This is a genomic window from Marinibacterium profundimaris (assembly GCF_002210095.1).
GTDB lineage: Bacteria > Pseudomonadota > Alphaproteobacteria > Rhodobacterales > Rhodobacteraceae > Marinibacterium > Marinibacterium profundimaris.
Window position 1 is genome coordinate 644,272 of record NZ_AQQR01000001.1, and the last position, 21,314, is coordinate 665,585.

Annotated in this window: 18 protein-coding genes; 15 read left to right on the plus strand and 3 right to left on the minus strand. The window is 66.8% G+C overall.

From position 1 onward, the window contains the following. Positions 1-52: 52 nt before the first annotated feature. The 3 genes from ATO3_RS03130 to ATO3_RS03140 all read left to right on the plus strand — a co-directional run bounded on the left by ATO3_RS03130 (position 53) and on the right by ATO3_RS03140 (position 2,723). A complete protein-coding gene (locus tag ATO3_RS03130; RefSeq protein ID WP_088648320.1) occupies positions 53-676 on the plus strand; it encodes a 2-dehydro-3-deoxy-6-phosphogalactonate aldolase in 624 nt (207 codons plus the stop codon). Further along, positions 673-1,557 carry an SMP-30/gluconolactonase/LRE family protein gene (locus tag ATO3_RS03135; RefSeq protein ID WP_088648321.1) on the plus strand — a complete coding sequence of 295 codons (885 nt, stop codon included), beginning with the start codon at positions 673-675 and terminating at the stop codon, positions 1,555-1,557. The genes ATO3_RS03130 and ATO3_RS03135 overlap by 4 nt, the downstream gene beginning before the upstream one ends. A gap of 188 nt (positions 1,558-1,745) precedes the next feature. Next, positions 1,746-2,723 carry a quinone oxidoreductase family protein gene (locus ATO3_RS03140; protein WP_088648322.1) on the plus strand — a complete coding sequence of 326 codons (978 nt, stop codon included), beginning with the start codon at positions 1,746-1,748 and terminating at the stop codon, positions 2,721-2,723. A gap of 85 nt (positions 2,724-2,808) precedes the next feature. Here the strand turns inward: ATO3_RS03140 and ATO3_RS03145 are convergent, their stop codons facing one another. Both ATO3_RS03145 and ATO3_RS03150 read right to left on the minus strand, forming a co-directional pair. Next, on the minus strand, positions 2,809-4,572 hold the full coding sequence (locus ATO3_RS03145) for a hydantoinase B/oxoprolinase family protein (RefSeq protein WP_088648323.1): 1,764 nt from the start codon (positions 4,570-4,572) through the stop codon (positions 2,809-2,811). After that, a complete protein-coding gene (locus ATO3_RS03150) occupies positions 4,569-6,659 on the minus strand; it encodes a hydantoinase/oxoprolinase family protein (protein WP_088648324.1) in 2,091 nt (696 codons plus the stop codon). Before ATO3_RS03150 ends, ATO3_RS03145 begins: the two co-directional genes overlap by 4 nt. A 431-nt stretch (positions 6,660-7,090) precedes the next feature. On the opposite strand from ATO3_RS03150, the gene ATO3_RS03155 reads away from it, so the two are divergent. The 10 genes from ATO3_RS03155 (at position 7,091) to ATO3_RS03200 (ending at position 17,499) form a co-directional block, all read left to right on the plus strand. Next, positions 7,091-8,074, plus strand: coding sequence for an ABC transporter ATP-binding protein (locus ATO3_RS03155; RefSeq protein ID WP_088648325.1), 984 nt, complete (start codon positions 7,091-7,093; stop codon positions 8,072-8,074). Between the two features lie 58 nt (positions 8,075-8,132). Next, on the plus strand, positions 8,133-9,407 hold the full coding sequence (locus tag ATO3_RS03160; RefSeq protein WP_088648711.1) for an ABC transporter substrate-binding protein: 1,275 nt from the start codon (positions 8,133-8,135) through the stop codon (positions 9,405-9,407). A gap of 100 nt (positions 9,408-9,507) precedes the next feature. Continuing rightward, positions 9,508-10,356, plus strand: coding sequence for an ABC transporter permease (locus ATO3_RS03165; RefSeq protein ID WP_088648326.1), 849 nt, complete (start codon positions 9,508-9,510; stop codon positions 10,354-10,356). A 1-nt stretch (position 10,357) separates the two neighbouring features. Further along, entirely contained in the window at positions 10,358-11,206 is an 849-nt protein-coding gene (locus ATO3_RS03170) for an ABC transporter permease (protein ID WP_088648327.1), read from the plus strand. 3 nt (positions 11,207-11,209) lie between these two features. After that, positions 11,210-11,872 carry an aspartate/glutamate racemase family protein gene (locus ATO3_RS03175; RefSeq protein ID WP_088648328.1) on the plus strand — a complete coding sequence of 221 codons (663 nt, stop codon included), beginning with the start codon at positions 11,210-11,212 and terminating at the stop codon, positions 11,870-11,872. 30 nt (positions 11,873-11,902) lie between these two features. Next, positions 11,903-12,844 (plus strand): N-carbamoyl-D-amino-acid hydrolase, encoded by a 942-nt coding sequence (locus ATO3_RS03180; RefSeq protein WP_088648329.1) that lies wholly within the window; start codon positions 11,903-11,905, stop codon positions 12,842-12,844. 25 nt (positions 12,845-12,869) lie between these two features. Next, positions 12,870-13,772: a polysaccharide deacetylase family protein gene (locus ATO3_RS03185; protein ID WP_088648330.1), complete on the plus strand. Its 903-nt coding sequence runs from the start codon at positions 12,870-12,872 to the stop codon at positions 13,770-13,772. Next, positions 13,772-14,065 carry a hypothetical protein gene (locus ATO3_RS03190; RefSeq protein ID WP_088648331.1) on the plus strand — a complete coding sequence of 98 codons (294 nt, stop codon included), beginning with the start codon at positions 13,772-13,774 and terminating at the stop codon, positions 14,063-14,065. The genes ATO3_RS03185 and ATO3_RS03190 overlap by 1 nt, the downstream gene beginning before the upstream one ends. Continuing rightward, positions 14,055-15,008, plus strand: a complete 954-nt coding sequence (locus ATO3_RS03195; RefSeq protein ID WP_233152009.1) for a CobW family GTP-binding protein — start codon at positions 14,055-14,057, stop codon at positions 15,006-15,008. The genes ATO3_RS03190 and ATO3_RS03195 overlap by 11 nt, the downstream gene beginning before the upstream one ends. Positions 15,009-15,291: 283 nt before the next feature. Beyond that, a complete protein-coding gene (locus tag ATO3_RS03200) occupies positions 15,292-17,499 on the plus strand; it encodes an NADP-dependent isocitrate dehydrogenase (RefSeq protein WP_088648332.1) in 2,208 nt (735 codons plus the stop codon). Between the two features lie 119 nt (positions 17,500-17,618). Here ATO3_RS03200 and ATO3_RS03205 read toward each other — a convergent pair whose 3' ends face one another. Beyond that, positions 17,619-18,470 (minus strand): copper chaperone PCu(A)C, encoded by an 852-nt coding sequence (locus tag ATO3_RS03205; protein WP_088648333.1) that lies wholly within the window; start codon positions 18,468-18,470, stop codon positions 17,619-17,621. 108 nt (positions 18,471-18,578) lie between these two features. On the opposite strand from ATO3_RS03205, the gene ATO3_RS03210 reads away from it, so the two are divergent. After that, positions 18,579-19,934: a hypothetical protein gene (locus tag ATO3_RS03210; RefSeq protein ID WP_233152010.1), complete on the plus strand. Its 1,356-nt coding sequence runs from the start codon at positions 18,579-18,581 to the stop codon at positions 19,932-19,934. A gap of 101 nt (positions 19,935-20,035) precedes the next feature. After that, positions 20,036-21,310, plus strand: a complete 1,275-nt coding sequence (locus tag ATO3_RS03215; RefSeq protein WP_088648335.1) for an ABC transporter substrate-binding protein — start codon at positions 20,036-20,038, stop codon at positions 21,308-21,310. Positions 21,311-21,314: the final 4 nt, after the last annotated feature.

The window sequence follows — 21,314 nt, forward strand, 5'->3', positions numbered from 1 at the left end:
CATGCGCCCCCGCGCTAAGCCTGACGCAGGTGGACAACACGAGGGGGAGTTCATGCGCAATATCGTCGCCATCCTGAGAGGCGTGCAGCCCGACGAGGTCACCGCCGTGGCCGAGGCGCTGATCGGCGCCGGCATCACCAAGATCGAGGTGCCGCTGAATTCGCCGGATCCGATGGTCTCGATCGAACGGCTGGCCCTGGCCCATGGCGACAGGGCCCTGATCGGGGCCGGCACGGTGCTAAGCCCCGCCGACGTGGCCGCAACCAAAGCCGCCGGCGGCAGGCTTGTCGTCTCGCCCGATTGCAACCCCGACGTCATCGCCGCGACCAAGGCCGCCGAGATGCTGTCCTATCCCGGGGTGATGACGCCCACCGAGTGTTTCGCCGCCCTGCGCGCCGGGGCCGACGGGCTGAAGATCTTTCCCGGCTCGCTGATCGGCCCCGAGGGGCTGAAGGCGATCCGCGCCGTGCTGCCGGTGGGCACCGAGGTGCTGGCCGTGGGCGGTGCCGGGGCGGAGAACCTGGCCGAATGGATCGATGCGGGCGCCAGCGGCTTCGGCATCGGCAGCGCGCTCTACAAGCCCGGCGACAGCGCCGCCACCGTCGCCAGCCGCGCAGAGCGGCTGGTTGCGGCCTATGACAAGGCCACCACCGGGATCGAGGAGGCACTGACATGACCGCAGAAAACACTTCAGAAAGCACTGGGGCACAGGTTGCCGACCCCCGTGTCTGCCAGCTGGGCGAAGGGCTGTTCTGGCATCCCGAGCGGGATCAGCTGTTCTGGTTCGATATCACCGGCCACCGGCTGCTGTCGGTCGAGGACGGCGCGCCGCGGGAATGGCCGATGGGCGAATGCGCCTCGGCCGCCGGCTGGTTCGACCGGGATCACCTGCTGATCGCGACGGAAACGGGGCTTTACCGCTTCGCGCTGGCCGACGGCAGGCGCGAGCTGATTCTGCCGCTGGAGGCCGACCGGCCCGAGACACGCTCGAACGACGGACGCACCGACCCGATGGGCGGGTTCTGGATCGGGACCATGGGCAAGGCGGCCGAGCCGCAGGCCGGCGCGATCTACCGCCTCTACCGGGGCGAGCTGCGCACGCTTTATGACGCGGTGTCGATCCCCAACGCGATCTGCTTCTCGCCCGACGGGCGGCGCGGCTACTGGGCCGATACACCGACGGGGATCATCATGGCCCAGGCGCTGGATGCCGAAGGCTGGCCCGAGGGCGAGCCGGAGGTGTTTGCCGACCTGCGCACCGAAGGCCTGCGCCCGGATGGCGCGGTCACGGATGAGGACGGCGCGCTCTGGAACGCGCAATGGGGCGCGGCGCGGGTGGCGCGCTACCTGCCGGACGGGACATTCGACCGGGCGATCGCCGTGGGCGGGCAGCATTCAAGCTGCCCGGTCTTTGCCGGCCCTGGGCTGGACCGTCTCTATGTCACCACCGCCTGCCAGGGGATCAGCGATCCGGATGCGGCGCAGGGGCTGCTTTACGAGGCCGATCCGGGGGTTGTCGGCCGCGCCGACCCGCCGCTTCGGATCGAGGCGGACTGAAGGCCGGATGTCTCAGGCGCCGCTCGCCGGGCCTGACAGCCCGTCTCGCTGCCGAAACGGGCAGCGGGCGCGGGGCCGGCGGTGTTCGGAGCACGAAAGTCACATGCGGGCTGTCGCCCGGTCGCAAGGGTCCTAGTCTGGCGCCGTCCGGCCAGGCGCCGGGCGGAACCAGACGACAGGAGACCCCCATGAAAGCGGTTCAGTTCCTCAAGCCCGACGGGGCGCCCGAGAGCATGATCCTCACCGACCTGCCCATCCCCGAGCCGGGTCCGGGCCAGGTTTCGGTCGACGTGGCCTATGCCGGGCTGAACTATGCCGACCTCATGATGAAGACCGGGATCTACCCGCATCCCAAGGGCTACCCGCTGGTGCCGGGGCTGGAGGCGTCAGGCACCGTCCGCGCCATCGGCGAAGGCGTCACCGGCGTGGCGCCCGGCGACCGCGTGTCGACCTTTGTCGAGGAGGCCGGCGGCTTTGCCGAGGTCTGCGTGGTGCCGCGCGACTGGCTGATGCCCCTGCCCGACGGCATGTCCTTCGAGACCGGCGCTGCCTATCCGATCCAGGGCGTGACCGCCTGGAACCTGCTGCACGGGGTGGCCGACACCCAGCCGGGCGAGACGCTGCTGATCCACGCGATCGGCGGCGGCGTGGGCCTTTACCTGACCCAGATCGCCAAGATGGCCGGTGCGACGGTGATCGGCACCGTGGGCACCAGGGGCAAGGAGACGCGCGCGCTGGACTACGGTGCGGATATCGTGGTGAACCGGGACGAGCAGGATTTCGTCGCCGTGGCGCTCGAGGCGACCGGCGGGCGCGGCGTGGACAAGGTGATCGACAGCACCGGCGCCTCGATCCTCGACCGCAGCTTCGACGCGATCCGCCCGCTGGGCCACGTGGTCAGCTATGGCGAGGCCGAGGGCAAGCCTTGGGACAACCTGTGGGAACGGCTGGTGCGCAAGTCGCTGACCTTCACGCGGATGCACCTGGGCCACCTGGACCATTCCACGGAAAGCTGGGCCCGCGGCGTGGACGCGGTGGTCAGCGGCATCGTCGCGGGCGACATCAAGGTGCCGATCGAGGGGATCTATCCGATGGAAGAGGCCGCCGCGATGTTCGACGCGCTGGCCTCGCGCCAGACCGCCGGCAAGCTGATCATGAAGGTCTGAGCCACCGTCGCACCACGGCATTGGTGCGCGGTCAGGGCGGCAAGGGCAGCGGGTCCTGACCCACCGCCCTGCCCGACGTCCGGGTTCAGCCCTCGCGGCCCGCGCGTTCGGCCTCGGTCGCCGCGGCATCCAAGGCACCGCCCGCGATCACCACGCCGTAATCCGCCTTTGCGGTCTCGGGCGTCAGAAGCTCGTCCAGCACGTCCTCCAGCACCAATGCCGGATCGCGTTTCAGCGGATCGCCATAGCCGCCGCCGCAGGGCCCCTGCGCGATCAGCGAATCCCCGGCCTTGACCCTGCGGTAGGGCAGTTTCGACGGCAGCGACACGTCCTCGCCCTGCTCGGGATCCAGCGTCAGCGCGGCAACCTCGCCGTCGGCCCCGCCCGCGAAGCCCCAGGGTTTGAAGCGATGCCCCTCGCCCTCGATCGAGATCCCTGCATCCTCGAGGAACCGGAACACCCGGGTCGCCCCCAGCCCGCCGCGATACTCGCCCGCGGCCATGCGGTTCTCGCGCAGCTCGTAGGCCTCGACGCGCACGGGGATATGGCTTTCGATATCCTCGATCGGGTTGTTGCGGGTGTTGGCGTAAAGCGTGTCCACCGCGTCCATCCCGTCCTTGCCATGGCGCCCGCCGTAGGCGCCTTCCATGATCTCCATATGCACCCAGTGCTGGCCCTCTTTCATGCCCGAGACCGCGACGACACGCAGGTTGCCGATCCCGGCCGACACCTTTTCGGGCACCACCTGCGCCAAGGCCTTCATCACCGTGTCGGCCAGCTGGTTGCCGGGGCAGAAACGCGCGATCACCGGCGCCGGGAAGGTCGGGTTGGCAAGCGAACCCTCGGGCGCCACGATCTCGATCGGGCGCGTCAGGCCAGCGTTCTGCGGGATTTCGCCATAAAGCGCACTGTCCAGCAGGATCGACCGGATCGTCAGCCAGATCGCGCAGTCCACGGTGCCCACCAGCGGCATGTTGATCGGCTTGTCATCGACCTGCGGCGCGGTGCCCTCCAGATCCACGATCAACCTGTCCCCGCGCACCTTGACGGTGGCCACGATCGGCAGTTCCATCCGGGTGCCGGTGGGATCGTCGAGATAGCCGTCGATCTTCGTCTCGGCCCGGTAATCGCCGTCCGGCAGGTCCGAGATCGCCTGGCGCATAAGCTTTTCCGAGTAATCCATCAGGTCCTCGAAGGCCGCGACCACGGTATCGTGGCCATGGGCCTCGACCAGGGCCAGGAACCGCGCGGCGCCAATGCGCCCGGCCTCGATCTGTGCCTCCATGTCACCCACGACCATGTCGGCGGCGCGGATGTTGCCGCGCAGGATGTGCCAGACGGCATCGACACGGCGCCCTTGATCGAAGACCTTGATCGCCTTGAACTGCAGCCCCTCGGCATAGGTATCCACCGCATCCACGATCCCGCAGGAGCCGGGCGTCAGCGCGCCGATGTCCAGGTGATGCGCCGTGGTGGCCGACCAGCCGATCAGGTGGCCGTCGTGAAAGACGGGGATGCAAAAGGCCACGTCGGGCCCGTGCGACGCGCCCCCATAGGGGTCGTTGTGCATGATCACGTCACCCTCGCGGATGGTCTCTCCACGCGCGGCCATCACCTTCAGGATGTTCGAGATATAGCCCGGGATCGGCCCCGATTGCAGCGGCGTGGACATCTTGCATTCGCACATCTGCCGCCCTTCGGCATCGGTCAGCGCCGCGCCGAAATCCTCGGATTCGCGAATGATCGAGGAATAGGACATGCGCATCAGCTTGTGCCCCATCTCGACCGCGATGTTTTCCAGCGCGCCCTGGATGACGGCGGCCGTGACAGGATCGACGGATTTTGTCATTCTGTTTCTCCCGAGATATCTTTCAGCCGGATCAGGATGCTGCCTGAGGTATGAATTTCGGCCTCGGCCCCCGGCGGGACAACGGTGGTGCTGTCGGTCTGCAGCAGGATCGCGGGCCCGTCGAAGGGCGTGCCCACGGGCAGCTTCACCCGGCGGTAGACGGGGGTATCGAAGGTCTCCAGCCCCGCATCGGTACGAAAGACCGAGGGCTTGCGCCGCACCAGCGCCGCCTCCAGCGATCCGCCTTCGGGCGCGGAGAGGCGTTCGAGCTTGGGCAGAGAGGCGGTGCCGACCAGCCGGATGTTGACCAGCTCGATCGGGCTGTCGGTGAAGGCATGGCCGTATTCGCGCGCATGGGCGGCGTGGAAATCCGCCCAGAACTGCGCCAGCATCGCCTCGTCCACCGGCCCGTCGCCCAGTGGCACACGCAGTTCATAGCCCTGGCCCACGTATCGCAGATCGCCCAGCCGCTGGAACGCACGGCTTTCGGCCGGAACGTCATCGGCGTCGAAACGCTCGGTCAGATCCTCGAACATCGCGTCAAGATCGCGGCCCAGCCGGTCGGCGTCGAACCCGGTCGACACCTGGAACTGCGTCCGGATCGCGTCGTATTTCAGATCGGTGGTCAGCAGCCCCATGGCCGAGGTGATGCCCGGATAGGGCGGCACCAGCACCTCGGGGATCGACAGCATCTTCGCCACCTCGGCGCCCGACAGCGGCCCGGCCCCGCCCATCGCCACCAGGGCGAAGCCGCGCGGGTCGATGCCCTTCTGCACCGTGCGCGAGCGGATCGCGTTGGCCATGTTGGCATTGACGATGGTCAGGATGCCTTCGGCCGCCTCGTGCAAGGAAAGCCCCATCGTCTCGGCAAAGCCCGCCACCGCACGTTCGGCCGCCTCCGCGTCCAGCGCCATGGCGCCGCCAAGGAAGTCCTCCGGCTCCAGCCGGCCAAGGACAAGGTTGGCATCGGTCACCGTGGGCTCCGTGCCGCCATGGCCATAACAAGCCGGCCCCGGCACGGCACCCGCCGATTGCGGGCCCACGCGAAAGGCGCCGCCCCGGTCCACATGCGCGATCGAGCCGCCCCCGGCCCCGATGGTATGAATGTCGAGCATCGGCTGCAGCAGCGGGAAGCCGGCGATCTCGGTCGAGCGGGCATCGGCCTCGGCGACCTGCCCGTCCACCACGATGCCGATATCGGCCGAGGTGCCGCCGATATCGAATGTGATCAGCCGGTCACGCCCGCATTGCGCGCCGATCCAGCCGCCGCCCAGCACGCCGGCGGCGAGGCCCGAGAGCAGCGTCAGCGCCGGTTTCTCCGACACCATGGCGGGCGTCGAGGCACCGCCGTTCGACGCCATGATCCGCAGCTCGCCCTTGACGCCCAGCGTGGTCAGCGCATCGCCCAGGTCTGCGATGTACTTCTTCACCTTCGGCCCGACGAAGGCGGCGAGCGAGGCCGTGGTGAACCGTTCGAATTCGCGGAATTGCGGCGAGACCAGCGCCGAGGTGGTCACGAAGGCGTCGGGCATCACCTCTTCGACGATCTCCTTGGCGCGCAGCTCATGCGCCGGGTTGAGGTAGGAAAAGAGAAAGCAGATCGCCACGGCCTCAACGCCCTCGGCCTTCAGCTCTTCGGCGGCCTGGCGCACGCCGGCCTCGTCGAGCGGCTCCAGCTCCTGCCCGCTGGGCGGGGCGAGACGCCCCCCGACGGTCTTGCGAAAGCGCCGTTTCACCAGCGGGCGCGCCTGCCAGGGAATGTCCTGCTGGATCGAATAGTGCTGCGGGCGCTGGTGGCGGCCGATGTGGATGATGTCGCGGAAGCCGTCGTTGGTGATCATGCCCGCGACAGCGCCCTTGCCTTCCAGCGCCGCGTTGGTCGCCGTGGTGGTGCCATGGAACACATGCGCGATCTCGGACGGGTCCACCCCGTTCTGCGCACAGATCTCACCCACCCCCTGCATCACCCCGCGCGAGGGGTCGTCGGGCGTGGTGGCGACCTTGTGAATCGCCAGCTCTCCGGTTTCGAGGTTGCAGTAGACGAGATCCGTGAATGTCCCGCCTACGTCGACACCGATGGTTTTCATGAATCCCGTCCCTGGTCTGAGCCTTGTCGTAATGCGGGCAGCTAGATCGCACCGCGGCACGAACCGCGAGCGACACCGCCCGGCCGCGCCGCTTGCGACGCGCCCGATCCTGACGCCGTGCCCCAAGCTTGGGCGCGACGCCCGGAACTTGAGCAGAACGAGATCGCGCCTGTCCCCGCAAATTGATGTCATGAGCACGATTCTGCCACCGACCGGGGCCTAACTGCCCTGCGCAGGTCGTTTATGACACGCCGGCTGCCCGTTAAGTGCTCAAAAATCAGAATGCCGCTATCCTTAAGTATATTTTCTGAGCATTTTTTCTGGTGTGATGGCCCGAAGCTGGCGAAGGCTTGGAACCCTGGGGTGATGGAACACATGATCCTGCCGAACGCGCTTCAGGCGTGAACGAAAAGACGAATTGGGGATGACACGTGCGCAATCCGCTCGACCTTGAACTGGTGTCGGTGACCAAGAGCTATGGAGACGTGGTGGCCGTCGATACCGTGTCTCACCTGTTTCACCAGGGCACCTATGCCTGCCTGCTGGGCCCCTCGGGCTGCGGCAAATCCTCGACCCTGCGAATGATCGCCGGGCATGAAAGCGTCAGCGACGGCGCCATCCTGCTGAACGGCAAGGACATCGCGCATCTGCCGCCCGCCAAGCGCGGCACGGCGATGATGTTCCAGAGCTACGCGCTGTTCCCGCACATGTCGGTGCTGGACAACGTCGCCTTCTCTCTGAAGATGAAACATGTCGACAAGGCCGAGCGCCACGCCAAGGCGCGCAAGATGCTGGAACTGGTCAGTCTCGACACATTCGCCGACCGCCTGCCGGCCCAGCTGTCGGGCGGACAGCAGCAGCGGGCCGCGCTGGCCCGGGCGCTGATTACCGACCCACAGGTTCTGCTGCTGGACGAGCCGCTGTCGGCGCTGGACCCGTTCCTGCGCATCCGCATGCGGGCCGAGCTGAAGAAGCTGCAGCGCGAACTGGGGATCACCTTCATCCATGTCACCCACGGCCAGGACGAGGCGCTGGCCCTGGCCGACGAGGTGGTGGTGATGAACAACGCCGTCATCGAACAGGCCGGCCCCGCCCGCGAGGTGTTCAACGCGCCCGAGACCGAGTTCGTCGCGCGCTTCCTTGGCGGGCACAACGTGATCACGCTGGCCGGAAAGCCCTATGCGATCCGCTCCGACCGTGTTCGCCAGGTGGCCCCCGGTGCCGAGGGCATCGACACCAACGTGACCTCGGTGGAATTCCTGGGCACCCACGTGGCCGTGCAACTGGCCGCGCCGGACGACACCGCGATCACGGCAATGGTCCCAGAAGAGACCTTCTATGCCGCGCCGCTCGAACCCGGCGGCGCCTTCCGCGCCGGCTGGGCCTCGGACGACCTGCATCCGCTGTCGGCCTGATCCCCGGGATCGGGCCACGGCCACAAAAAATCCAACAGAGGAGTTTCCAATGAAAGACATCAAGAAAGCCGGCCCCAGCCGCCGCACCGTCCTGAAGGGCGCGGCCGCCACGGTGACCGCCGCCGGCGCATCGACCCTTGGCGCACCGATGATCTGGGCGCAAAACATCAAGGACGTCGTCCTGCGCCAGTCCGGCACCGGCGTTTCTGCCTTCAACGAGATCGCGCAGAAGGTGAAGGAAGATCTCGGCTTCACGCTGGAAATGACCGCGCTGGATTCCGATGCGGTGGCGCAGCGCGTCGCGACGCAGCCCGGCTCCTTCGACATCGCCGACATCGAATACTGGATGTGCAAGAAGGTCTGGCCGGTCGGCAACCTGCAAGCCATGGATGTCAGCAAGATCGCCAATTACGACCAGATCGTCGGCATCTTCAAGGACGGCAAGCTGACCCCGGAATCCGAGATCGCCCAGGGCACCGCGCCCCACACCGTGGGCTTTGTCGAAAGCGTGGACGGCACCGCCTTTGCCGACAGCCCGACCGAGTGGATGACCCTGATCCCCACGATCTACAACGCCGACACGCTGGGCATCCGCCCCGACCTGATCGGCCGTCCGATCAACAACTGGTCGGAACTGCTGAACCCCGAATTCGCCGGCAAGGCCTCGATCCTCGACGTGTCGTCGATCGGCATCATGGACATGGCCATGGTCTGCGAATCCATGGGCGAGATCCAGTACGGCGACAAGGGCAACATGACCCGAGAGGAGATCGACAAGACCATCGCGATCTTCACCGAAGCCAAGCAGAACGGCCAGTTCCGCGCCTTCTGGAAGACCTTCGACGAAAGCGTCAACCTGATGGCCTCGGGCGAGGTCGTGATCCAGTCCATGTGGTCGCCGGCCATCACCGCCGTGCGCTCGCAGGGCATCCCCTGCGTCTACCAGCCGCTCGAAGAGGGCTATCGCTCCTGGGGCGGCGGCATTGGCCTGTCGGCCGCGCTGTCGGGGCTGGAGCTGGAAGCGGCCTACGAATACCTCAACTGGTACCTGTCCGGCTGGGTCGGCGGCTTCCTGATGCGCCAGGGCTATTACTCGGCCGTTCCGGAGACCTCGAAAGAGTTCATGACCGACAACGAATGGGGCTACTGGTTCGAAGGCAAGCCCGCCGAAGAGCCGATCGTCAACCCGCAGGGTGTCACCATGGAAGAGGCCGGCGCCGTGCGCGACGGCGGGTCGTTCTACGACCGCATGGGCTCGGTCGCGTGCTGGAACGCCGTCATGGACGAAAACCAGTACATGGTCCGCAAGTGGAACGAATTCATCGCATCGTGATCCATACATGACCGCATCAGACCATACGGTCGCGAAAGATGCCGTCCCCCCTTCCGGGGGGGCGGCATCAACCGCAAGGCCGAGCCTCGCCCGCCGGGTATTGTCCGACGGCTTCACCAGCTGGGCCCTTGCCACGCCGGTGACGCTGGTCCTGGCCTTCTTCCTGCTTGCCCCCATCGCGATGATCGTCGCGGTCAGCTTCTGGGGCTCGACCTCGTTTTCGATCTACCCGGATTTCATCTGGGACAATTACGATTATCTTCTTGGCTCTTCAGTGACTTACAAGGTGTTTCTCACCACACTGAAATTCGCCTTCATGACCTGGATCATCTCTTTGGTGGTGGGCTTCACGGTGGCCTATTACCTGACCTTCCACATCCGCTCGCTGACCTGGCAGATCGCGCTGTTCCTGTTGTGCACGATCCCGTTCTGGACCTCGAACATCATCCGCATGATCTCGTGGATCCCGTTCCTGGGCCGCAACGGCATCGCCAATCAGACGCTGATGGATCTGGGCTTTACCACCGAGCCTCTGGAATGGCTGCTGTACTCCGAGTTCTCGGTGACGCTGGCCTTCGTGCACCTTTACACGCTTTTCATGGTGGTTCCGATCTTCAACACCATGATGCGCATCGACAAATCCCTGATCGAGGCGGCCTATGACGCCGGCGCATCGGGCTTTCAGATCCTGACCAACGTGATCATTCCGCTGTGCAAGCCCGGCATGATGATCGGATCGATCTTCGTCGTGACGCTGGTGATGGGCGATTTCATCACCGTGCGCTTCATGTCCGGCAGCCAGATCGCCAATGTCGGGCGCCTGATCTCCAACGACATCGCGCTGCTGGCCTATCCAAGCGCCGCCGCCACGGCGGTCGTGCTGCTGATCACCGTGCTGATCATGGTAGCGGTGATGCTGCGCTTCGTCGATATCCGGAAGGAGCTCTGACATGTCGGACGGCAAACGCCCCCCTTCCTTCTACGTGCTCACGGCGGTCTTCGCGCTCTTCGTGCTGTTCCTCTACGGGCCCACCATCACCATCGGGATCCTCAGCTTCCAGGGCCCCGATGGCGGCCTGACCTTCCCGATGCGCGGCGTCTCGCTGCACTGGTTCGACCAGCTGTTCCAGCAACAGGCCGTAGGCGACATCTGGGGCTCGTTCCGGCGCAGCTTCGTGCTGGGGATGATGGTCATGGTGACCACCGTGGTCCTGTCGGTCATGGGCGGGCTCGCCTTCCGCCGCCGCTTTGTCGGCTCGACCGTGCTGTTCTACATCATCATCGCCTCGCTGGTGATCCCGTCGATCCTGGTCTCGCTGGGCGTCGGCCTGCTGTTCAGCCAGATCCTGGGATGGGAGGTCCACTGGGCCACCTCGGGCTATGGCGCGCAGTTGACATGGACCCTGCCCTTTGGCCTCTTGATCATGTTCGCCGTGTTCAACCGCTTCGATCCCTCTTACGAGGAAGCGGCCCGCGACCAGGGGGCAAACCCGTGGCAGGTGTTCCGCCATATCGTGCTGCCGCTGATCGCGCCGATGCTGATCGGGGTCGCGCTTTTCGGCTTCACGCTCAGCTACGACGAATTCGCCCGGACGCTGATGACCGCCGGCTCGCGCAACACGCTGCCGCTTGAGATCTACGGGATGACGACCAACGTCACCACGCCGGTGATCTATGCCCTTGGCACGCTGACGACGATCTTCTCCTTCCTCGTGATCGGCACCTTCCTGGTGATCGCGGTGGTGGCGCAGAGGCGCCGGGCACGGCTGGCCTCGGACGCGGGCAAGGGAATGGTCTGAGCCATGACCACGAAGATCAGCGTCATCAACCCGAACTCAACGGTGTCGATGACCGACAAGATCGCGCAGGCGGCCCGCGAAGCCGCCCCGCCCGACGTCGAGATCGAAGGCCGCACCTGCGCCGGCTCCCCGCCCTCGATCCAGGGGGCCGCGGATGGCGAACTGGCCGCGCCGCACCTGCTGGCCGAGTTGCAGAAGGCCGAGGCCGAGGGCGCCGATGCCGTGGTCATTGCCTGTTTCGACGACACGGCGCTGGCGGAGGCGCGCAAGCTCTCCGACCTGCCGATCGTCGGCATCGGAGAGGCCGGCTATCACGCCGCGATCCTGATGGGGAAAAAGTTCAGCGTCGTCACGACCCTTTCGGTCTCGGTCCCGGTGCTGGAACAGAACCTTGAGGATTACGGCCTCACCTCGCACTGCCTGAAGGTGCGCGCGAGCGAAGTGCCCGTGCTCGACCTTGAAAAGGAAGGCTCGGACGCGCGGGCGAAGATCTCGGACGAGATCGGCCGCGCGATCGAGGAAGACGGCGCCGAAGCCATCGTGCTGGGCTGTGCCGGCATGGCGGACCTGGCCGCCGCGCTCAGCCAGCACCACGGCGTCCCGGTGATCGACGGCGTCGCAGCCGCCACCGGGCTGGCCCGCATGCTGATCGGCCTGCGTCCCTGAGCGGACGGGCCACCCGAGAAGGAGAAAGAGATGTCCCGCTACGTGATGACCGCCTCGGCCCAGATGGGCCCGATCTCGAAATCCGAGACCCGCGCCGACGCGGTGAAGCGCCTGGTCGAGATGATGCGCGAGGCCAAGGGCCGCGGCTGCGAACTGGTGGTCTTTACCGAACTTGCGCTGACCACCTTCTTCCCGCGCTGGGTGATCGAGGACGAGGCCGAGCTCGACAGCTACTACGAGACCGAGATGCCGAGCGCCGCGACCCTGCCGCTGTTCGAGGAAGCGTCGAAGCTCGGCATCGGTTTCTACCTGGGCTACGCCGAGCTGGTGATCGAAAATGGCGTCAAGCGGCGCTACAACACCTCGATCCTGGTGGACCAGACCGGCACGATCATCGGCAAGTACCGCAAGGTCCACCTGCCAGGCCACTCCGAACCGCAGGAGGGCCGCGCCTTCCAACACCTGGAAAAGGCCTATTTCGAACCCGGCGACCTGGGCTTCCCGGTCTGTCGCGGCTTCGGCGGCGTGATGGGCATGGCGATCTGCAACGACCGCCGCTGGCCCGAAACCTACCGTGTCATGGGCCTGCAGGGCGTCGACATGGTCATGCTGGGCTACAACACCCCCTTCGGCCACACCGGCAAGCACGAAACCGACGCGCTGACCAACTTCCACAACCACCTGTCGATGCAGGCCGGCGCCTACCAGAACGCCACCTGGGTCGTGGGCACCGCGAAATGCGGGGACGAGGAAGGCTCGGTCATGGGCGGGCAATCGGTGATCGTGGCGCCCTCGGGCGAGATCGTCGCGCAATCCTACACGATGGAGGACGAGGTCATCACCGCGAAATGCGACCTCGACGCCGGCAACATCTACCGCGAGACGGTGTTCAATTTCGAAATCCATCGCCGGCCCGAACATTACGGGCTGATCGTGGAACGCACCGGCGCCGTCCTGCCGGCTGCGGAATAACCCGCCGAACAATCCGGAGACTACAATGCCCAAGAAGATCATGTGCGCTTTCGGCACCGACATCGACTCGGTTGCCGGCTGGATCGGTTCCTACGGGGGCGGCGACAGCCCCTCCGACATTCAACGCGGCATCTTCGCGACCGAGGTCGGCATCCCCCGCCTGCTGCGGCTGTTCAAGAAATACGACATGCCGACCACCTTCTTCATTCCCGGCCACTCTTTGGAGACCTTCCCGGACCAGATGAAGATGATCGTGGACGCGGGCCACGAGATCGGCGCCCACGGCTACATGCACGAAAACCCGGTCGCGATGACCCCGCAGCAGGAAGAGGACGTTCTGGTCAAGTCGATCGAGCTGATCGAGGGACTCACAGGCCAGGCGCCCCGCGGCTATGTCGCCCCCTGGTGGGAGATGTCGAACGTCACCGCCGCGCTGCTGGCCAAGCACGGGTTTTCCTACGACCACAGCCAGATGTACCGCGATTTCCAGCCCTTCTATGCCCGTGTCGGCGATGAATGGACGGTGATAGACTACACCAAGCAGGCCGGCGAGTGGATGAAGCCGCTCAAGCACGGCAAGGAGGTCGACCTCGTCGACATCGCCGCCAACTGGTACACCGACGACCTGCCGCCGATGATGTTCATCAAGAAGTCGCCGAACTCGCACGGCTTCGTCGATCCGCACGTGATCGAACAGATGTGGAAGGACCAGTTCGACTGGGTCTACCGCGAGATGGACTACGCCGTCTTCGCCTTCACCATCCACCCCGATGTCTCGGGCCGGCCGCAGGTTCTGCTGATGCTGGAACGGCTGATCGAGTACATGAACGGCCACGAGGGCGTGGAATGGATGAAGTTCGAGGACATCGCCGCGGATTTCCGCGCGCGCTACCCGTTCGACAGCGACAAGCGCCCCGAGGTGATCTGATGTGCTCCTCCTGCGGCTTCCCCTCGGCCCCCGGTCACTGGACCGAGGCCGGGGCGACCACGCCGGGGGACCGGATGCGGGCACGGCTGCGGCGGGCGCAGGCGGCGACGGTGCTGCTGAGGCCCTTCGGCCTGTCGGCCCGCGACGATGGCGCGGTGCCGGGTGTGCAGCTGTCGTCGGCCTTCGGCGCGACCGAGATCGTGCCGGATTTCGACGCCGTCTGGTCGGCCGCGGCGCGCATGGCCGGCAAGCCCATCGACCCGCTGAGCGACCGTTTCCTCGGTGACCGCTGAGCCCGGCGCAGACCGGCTGAAACTGGTGATTGTCGGCGGCTACCTGGGCGCCGGCAAATCCACCTGGCTGCGCCACCAGCTCTACGCCGGCGCCTTCCCCAATGCCCATCTGATCATCAACGAGGCCGCCGAGCTGGCCGTGGACGACGCCATATTCGGCGCGCGCTATCCCCTCACGCTTCTGTCAGGAGGCTGCGCCTGCTGCGAGGGACAGGCTGCCTTCCTGACATCCCTGCGTCAGCTGTGCGATGACAGAAGCCGCGCGGCCGGACCGCAGGGACGGACAAGCATCGCCGTGCTGGAAACCTCGGGCCTCGCCGATCCCGCCGCCATCGCCGCCAGCCTGCGCGCCGATCCGATGCTGGCCTTCCACCTGGCCCTGTCCGAGATCATCGTGCTGGTCGACGCCCGCAATGCCGCGGCCCAGCTCTCAGCCGATCCGCTGGGACGGGCGCAGATCGAGGCCGCCGACCGGCTTGTGATCACAAAGTCCGACCTCGCGCCCCCGTCTGACACCGCCCGCCTTGTCGCGACGCTGCAGCGCCTCAACCCGGGCGCCACGATCACCGCCGAAACCCGGGGAGAGCCGGTGCCCCTGCCCGACGCCACCGGCGCCGATCCCCTGCCGCTCGCCGATCACGCGACCGCGCCGATCCGGCCCGTCCAGATCGACCTGCCCAAGGGGCTTGACTGGGCCTCCTTCGCCGTCTGGCTCTCGGCCCTGCTGGCGGCCCATGGCGACGACATCGTGCGCGTCAAGGGCACGGTCCGCACCCCCGCCGGGCGCCTCTTGCTGCAGGGCATCCGCGATCATGTCCAGCCGCCCGAGATCCTGCCAGACAGCGACATGGCCCGCGACGGCACCATCGTCCTCATCGGCCGCGAAATCGATGCCGACCGCGTGACCCGGTCGCTTACCCGGTTCGCCGGGGATCTTTTGTGATCACATCCGGCGCGCGCAAGGCCTCCGCACAGGGCGCACCCGGGCCGGATGGCCAGAGAACCGTCCCCAGGTGCCGCGCAAGACGCGGCATTCCCGCGCAATCGCCGCCTTCCGGTCCCTGCGAGCGCCAACAGCCCCGCGCATCACGTTGATCCCGCCGCGCCGCCCCGATAAGAGCGGTGCCAAGACCTGTTAACCGGAATCCCCCTGCGGCCCGACGCCCCGACACGACGGCCCGGCCCGCAGGACCCAGCCACCCGAAGTTGAAAAAAGGGAACACACCATGGCCGCAGATACCTTCCCGGATATTGTGTATACCACGGTAGACGAAGCGCCGGAGCTGGCCTCCGCCTCGCTTCTGCCGATCATCCAGGCCTTCGCCAAGGCGGCCGACGTGACCGTGGACACCCGCGACATCTCGCTCGCCGGACGGATCATCGCCACCTTCCCCGACTACCTGACCGACGCGCAGAAGCAGACCGACGACCTCGCCGCGCTTGGCGAATGGGTCAAGACGCCCGAAGCGAACGTGATCAAGCTGCCGAACATCTCGGCCTCGGTCCCGCAGCTGGTCGCCGCGGTCAGGGAACTGCAGGGACAGGGCTATGCGCTGCCCGACTACCCCGAAGAGCCCAAGACGGACGAGGAAAAGGACGTCCGCGCGCGCTATGACACGATCAAGGGCTCGGCCGTGAACCCGGTCCTGCGCGAAGGCAACTCGGACCGTCGCGCCGCCAAGGCGGTGAAGGCCTATGCCCAGTCCAACCCGCACCGCATGGGCGAGTGGACCGCCGACAGCAAGACGCGCGTGGCCTCGATGGACGGCGACGACTTCTTCTCGAACGAAGTGTCCGCAACCCTTCCCGCCGCAGCCACGGCCAAGATCGTGCTGGAAACCGCGTCCGGTGACGAGATCGTCCTGAAAGACGGCGTCTCCTACCCCGCCGGCACCGTTGTCGACGCGACCTTCATGTCCGCCAAGGCGCTGGATGCCTTCCTGGAAGACGAGATCGCCAAGACCAAGGACGAAGGCGTGCTGTTCTCGCTGCACATGAAGGCCACGATGATGAAGGTCTCGGACCCGATCATCTTCGGCCACGCGGTCAAGGCCTGGCTCAAGCCGGTGTTCGAACAGTACGGCGACAAGATGAAAGCACTGGGCGTGGACCCGAGCTCGGGCATGGGCGACCTGCTGGAGCGCGTGAAGGACGAGCCCGAGATCATGGAAGCGATCGAGGCCTGCCGCGACGCGCGTCCGCCGATGTACATGGTGAATTCCGACAAGGGCATCACCAACCTGCACGTGCCGTCCGATGTCATCATCGACGCCTCGATGCCCGCGCTGATCCGCGGCGGCGGCAAGGGCTGGGGCCCGGACAACAAGGAACACGACACCAACTGCGTGATCCCCGACAATTCCTATGCCCCGGTCTATGACGAGACGATCAAGTTCTTCAAAGCCAACGGAAAGCTGAACCCCGCCACCGCCGGCACCGTTCAGAACATCGGCCTGATGGCGCAGAAGGCCGAGGAATACGGGTCCCACCCGACCACTTTCGAACTGCCCGAAGCCGGGACCGTGAAGATGGTGCTGGACGACGGCACGGTGCTGCATTCGCACGCCGTCGAGGCCGGCGACATCTGGCGCTCGGCCTCGGCCCGCAAGGCGCCGATCGAGGATTGGGTGAACCTGGCCATCGACCGCCAGAAGGCCGAAGGCTGCCGCGCGATCTTCTGGCTGGACGAAAACCGGGCCCATGACGCCGAGCTGATCAAGTACGTCACGCCGATCCTGGAAGCCAAGGGCGTGGCCGACAAGTTCGAGATCATGGCGCCGCGCGAGGCCACCCGCGCCTCGTTCGAGACGATCACCAAGGGCGAGACCTGCATCGCGATCACCGGCAACGTGCTGCGCGACTACCTGACCGACCTGTTCCCGATCCTCGAACTGGCCACCTCGGCCAAGATGCTGTCGATCGTGAAGCTGATGCAGGGCGGCGGCCTGTTCGAAACCGGTGCCGGCGGCTCGGCCCCCAAGCACGTCCAGCAGCTGATGGAAGAGAACCACCTGCGCTGGGACAGCCTGGGCGAGTTCTGCGCGCTGGGGGAAAGCCTCAAGTTCCTGGCCGATGCCAAGGGCAACGCCAAGGCGAAGGTTCTGGGCGACGCCGTGGACAAGGCAACGCAGGGCGTGCTGGACGACAACCGCTCGCCCAGCCGCAAGGTCGGCGAGCCGGACAACCGCGACAGCCACTACTGGTTCGCCCGCTACTGGGCCGTGGCCCTGTCCGAGCAGACCGAGGACGCGGAACTGGCGGCGCATTTCAAGCCGATCGCCGAGGCGCTGGTGTCGAAGGAAGCCGAGATCACCAGTGAACTGGCCGCCGCGCAAGGCAAGCCGGTGGACCTGGGCGGTTATTACCATGGCGACGCGGAGAAGACCGCGTCGGTGATGCGCCCCAGCGCCACGCTGAACGCCATCTTCGGCTGATCCGGCCGCCCCCCTGAAGACCAAAGGCCGCCCGCTTGCCGTGGGCGGCCTTTTCCTTTGCCCCGCGGCGGGCGCCGTCGCTTAGTATGCCCTGGCGTGGCCTGCTCCCTACGCCCGGCTCACTGGGCCTCGATGATGGCGGTGACCGAGATCGGCTTGCCGTCCTTCGCGTAGATCCTGTGATCGTTGGTGTTCAGCGTCACCCGTACGGTATAGCGCCCGGGCAGCAGCGCCCCGATACGGGCGTCGCGCTGGTAGAGCCGCTGCAGTTTCAACCCGTCGAGATAGAGATGCGCGTGCCCCACCCCGGGCACGTGCGGCCCGTCGGCGAGATCCTCGTTGAAGGTGAAATTCTCCGTCTCCACCCGCAGGACCCAGCCGTCGCCATCCGGCGTGGCCGTCAGGGCAAGGTCCGGCGCAGGCCGGTCGCCCGGCACCGGGGCCAGCGTGTCATGCGCCTTGCCGGGCATCGCGTGGCCGGCATGATCGCTCATCCCGCCCGAGGCCATCGGCGCGGCGATGTCGCCCACACTCTCTGCCTGTGATCCGGCCTTGGCGGGCGTCGGCGCCGGTCCGGCCACGCGGGCCTGGGTGGTGACCGGCCCCGCGCCTTCGAAGGTCAGGGTCAGGGGCACCAACTGACCGGGGGCGAAGGGGCCCTGCCCTTCGAGCAGGATATAGGCCCCGTCCTCGGAGAGCTGCGGGCTGGTGCCGGCGGGGATCGGCAGCGCCGTCGTGCCCTCGATCGACACGATCCGCGCCGCCTGGCCGGCGCCTTCGGCCGACACCAGCCGGTCGGGCCCGCCGCTGTTGCCGATCTGCAGCGTCACGACCGGACCGCCCGGCCCGTCCTCGATCCGGGCACCGGAGAGCAGCAGATGCGCCGCCGGCGGCGGCCGCAAGAGCAGCCAGGCACCGGCCACAAGTGCCAGGAAAAGAAGCCCCGCGGCCAGCCGTTTCACCCCTGTCATCCCCAACGCCCCGCGATATTGTTCCCGCATGTCCGGGAAAATTATACATCGGATCCAACCATGTGGGCAGGAATGACAGGGATCAAGCGTTTGGCGGCCCTCGGGGCCATGACATCTGCGGCACCGGCTTGGGCGCATACGTCCGAGGGTGGCTTTGTCCTGCTGCTGCCCACGGACCTTTATGCCGCCGGCGGGGTGATCGCCGTGGCGGCGACGGTGATTCTTCTGGCGCTGCTGCCGGGCGGCGCCGCTGAGCGGATGCTGCGGCCCGTCGGTTTGATGCGCCTGCCCCGGACGCCCGTCGCCTGGCGCCACGTGACAAGCCTTTGCGCGGCGATGCTTCTGGTCTTCGCGCTCTGGGCCGGACAGGCGGGGCCGCGCGATCCGCTGGCCAATCCGCTGCCGCTGCTGGTCTGGAGCGTGTTCTGGATCGCGATGGTGACGCTGCAGGGGCTCTTGGGCAACCACTGGCGCTGGACCAGTCCCTGGACCGCGCCGGCGGCTCTGTTGCGCTGGCTTCTGGGGCCGCCGGTGCTGCGGTATCCCCGGAGGCTGGGCCATGCGCCGGCGATCGTGACCTTCCTGGGCTTCGCGGCGATCCTGCTGGCGGACGTGGCGCCGTCGGATCCGGCGCGTCTGGCGGGCTACGTGGCGGTCTACGCGGTTCTGACGCTGGGGCTTTGCGCGCTGTTCGGGCCGGCCTGGCTTGTGCGGGGCGAAGGGCTGACGGTGCTGATGCGGGCCTATGCGCGGGTCGCGCTCGTCGGACGCTCGCGCGGCCGCCTCGCCATCGGCCTGCCCGGCTGGCGCGTGATGACCGGGCCGCGGGTGTCCATGGGGCTGGCGCTGTTCATGGTGATCCTGCTGGGCACCGGAAGTTTCGACGGGCTGAACGAGACCTTCTGGTGGTTCGGCCGGATCGGCATCAACCCGCTGGAATTTCCCGGCCGCTCCGCCGTCATCGGATCCAGCCTTGGCGGCCTGCTCGGCGCCAATATCGCGCTGCTGGCGGTCTTCGCGCTGTCGCTTTTGCTGGGGCTGAGGCTGGCGGGCAGCGCCATGGGGCTGGCAGAGGCCTTTCGCCTCTTCGCGCCCGCGTTGCTGCCCATCGCGCTTGGCTACCATGTCGCCCATTACCTGAGCGCGGCCCTGGTCGAGGCGCAATATGCGCTGGCCGCGCTCAACGATCCCCTGGCCCGGGGGCAGGATCTGCTGGGGCTGGGACAGGTCCAGGTGACCACCGGCTTCTTCAACGAACAGGGCTCCGTCCGCCGGATCTTCCTGGCGCAGGCCGGCGCCGTGGTGCTGGGCCATGTGACAGCGATCCTGCTGGCCCATGCACTGGCCGTGCGCGCCTTCGGCACCTCGCGCCGCGCCGCGCTAAGCCAGGCGCCTCTTGCAATTTTCATGATCGCCTACACGCTTTTCGGACTGTGGTTGCTTGCCTCCCCGCGCGGGGTCTGAGGAAAAGGCTGGACAGGCCGCCCCCCGCGACGCAGGCTCTGCCGCGAAGAGGCCCGCCAGCGGCCCCAGGACCAGTGACCGACAGACAGGGAGCGCAACGCATGACGCTGAAACCAACGGATCTTACGCGCCGGGGCGCATTGAAGGGCCTTGGCGCCGCCGCCACCCTGCCGCTCTGGACCCGCTATGCCGGCGCACAAAGCGCCGAGCCGATCAAGATCGGGTTCCAGGTCCACCGCACCGGCATCGGCGCCGCCTACGGCCGCTGGTACGACCGCACCACCCAGGCCGCCGTGGCCATGATCAACGAGGCCGGCGGCATCAACGGCCGCCCCGTCGAGATCATCGCCGAGGATGACGGCACCGACGCCAAGCGCGGCGCCGAGGTGATCGAGAAATTCGCCACCCAGCACAATTGCGACATCGCCTACGGCACGCTGTTCAGCCACGTCGTCATCGGCTCCGCCCCCCGCGCGGGCGAGCTGAAGCTGCCCTATTTCGTGGTCTCCGAAGGCCATCACGTGGCCTCGGGCATGCTGAACCGCTACACGCTGCAGCCCGGCATCACCGACGTCAAAAGCCAGGTGCAGGCGATGGCGCCCTTCATCACCGACCAGCTTGGCAAGAAGGTCACGATGATCTTCCCCGATTACGGCTTCGGCTATGACCACCGCGACAATCTGGTCCCCGCCATCGAGGCCAACGGCGGCGAAGTGATCGAGCTGATCGCGATCCCGCCGACCGAGACCTCGTTCACCAAGTATTTCCCCAAGATCCCCCGCGAGACCGAGGTGCTCTACCACGTGATGGTCGGCCCCGCCGTGCTGACCTTCGTCAAGGAGCTGGGCGAATTCTTCGGCCCGCAGGCGCCCGAGATCTTCGGCTTCATCGACTCGCTGGAGGCGGTGAACATCGGCTCGCCCGGGCTTGAATTCCTCGAAGGCACCTATTTCTGGGAGGGCATGTGCCGCCACGCGCAGCCCGATCAGTCCGAGTTCGAGACGCTCTATCGCGAGAAGGTCGGCGTGGACGATCGCGGCGCCTCGCTGGCCGATCCGAAGGACGTGTCGACCTATGCGCACATGTTCGGCTGCTGGGAGACGCTGAACGTGATCAAGGCGGGGATGGAGGCCTCCGGCTACAGCGGCCCGTCGGACCGTGCCGCGCTGATCGAGGCGGTCGAGGCGATGACCGACATGCCCGAGGGGGTCGAACATCCGCAGGGGCCGAAGCTGTTCAACGGCAAGACCCACCAGGTCTTCGGCCAGCAATACATCAGCCAGGTGCAGGACGGCGTCCTGACCAGGGTGCACACGACCTCCATCGAGGACGGGATGTACCCCGACGAGGTCGATTACACGACGCAGAGCTTCTGATCGG

Excerpts from the sequence above, each read along its gene's own strand:
- ATO3_RS03215 (WP_088648335.1), top strand. The coding sequence starts at position 20,036 with ATGACGCTGAAACCAACGGATCTTACGCGCCGGGGCGCATTGAAGGGC.
- ATO3_RS03135 (WP_088648321.1), top strand. The coding sequence starts at position 673 with ATGACCGCAGAAAACACTTCAGAAAGCACTGGGGCACAGGTTGCCGAC.
- ATO3_RS03200 (WP_088648332.1), top strand. The coding sequence starts at position 15,292 with ATGGCCGCAGATACCTTCCCGGATATTGTGTATACCACGGTAGACGAA.
- ATO3_RS03140 (WP_088648322.1), top strand. The coding sequence starts at position 1,746 with ATGAAAGCGGTTCAGTTCCTCAAGCCCGACGGGGCGCCCGAGAGCATG.
- ATO3_RS03210 (WP_233152010.1), top strand. The coding sequence starts at position 18,579 with ATGACATCTGCGGCACCGGCTTGGGCGCATACGTCCGAGGGTGGCTTT.
- ATO3_RS03175 (WP_088648328.1), top strand. The coding sequence starts at position 11,210 with ATGACCACGAAGATCAGCGTCATCAACCCGAACTCAACGGTGTCGATG.
- ATO3_RS03185 (WP_088648330.1), top strand. The coding sequence starts at position 12,870 with ATGCCCAAGAAGATCATGTGCGCTTTCGGCACCGACATCGACTCGGTT.
- ATO3_RS03190 (WP_088648331.1), top strand. The coding sequence starts at position 13,772 with ATGTGCTCCTCCTGCGGCTTCCCCTCGGCCCCCGGTCACTGGACCGAG.
- ATO3_RS03180 (WP_088648329.1), top strand. The coding sequence starts at position 11,903 with ATGTCCCGCTACGTGATGACCGCCTCGGCCCAGATGGGCCCGATCTCG.
- ATO3_RS03170 (WP_088648327.1), top strand. The coding sequence starts at position 10,358 with ATGTCGGACGGCAAACGCCCCCCTTCCTTCTACGTGCTCACGGCGGTC.
- ATO3_RS03130 (WP_088648320.1), top strand. The coding sequence starts at position 53 with ATGCGCAATATCGTCGCCATCCTGAGAGGCGTGCAGCCCGACGAGGTC.
- ATO3_RS03145 (WP_088648323.1), bottom strand. The coding sequence starts at position 4,572 with ATGACAAAATCCGTCGATCCTGTCACGGCCGCCGTCATCCAGGGCGCG.
- ATO3_RS03150 (WP_088648324.1), bottom strand. The coding sequence starts at position 6,659 with ATGAAAACCATCGGTGTCGACGTAGGCGGGACATTCACGGATCTCGTC.
- ATO3_RS03205 (WP_088648333.1), bottom strand. The coding sequence starts at position 18,470 with ATGACAGGGGTGAAACGGCTGGCCGCGGGGCTTCTTTTCCTGGCACTT.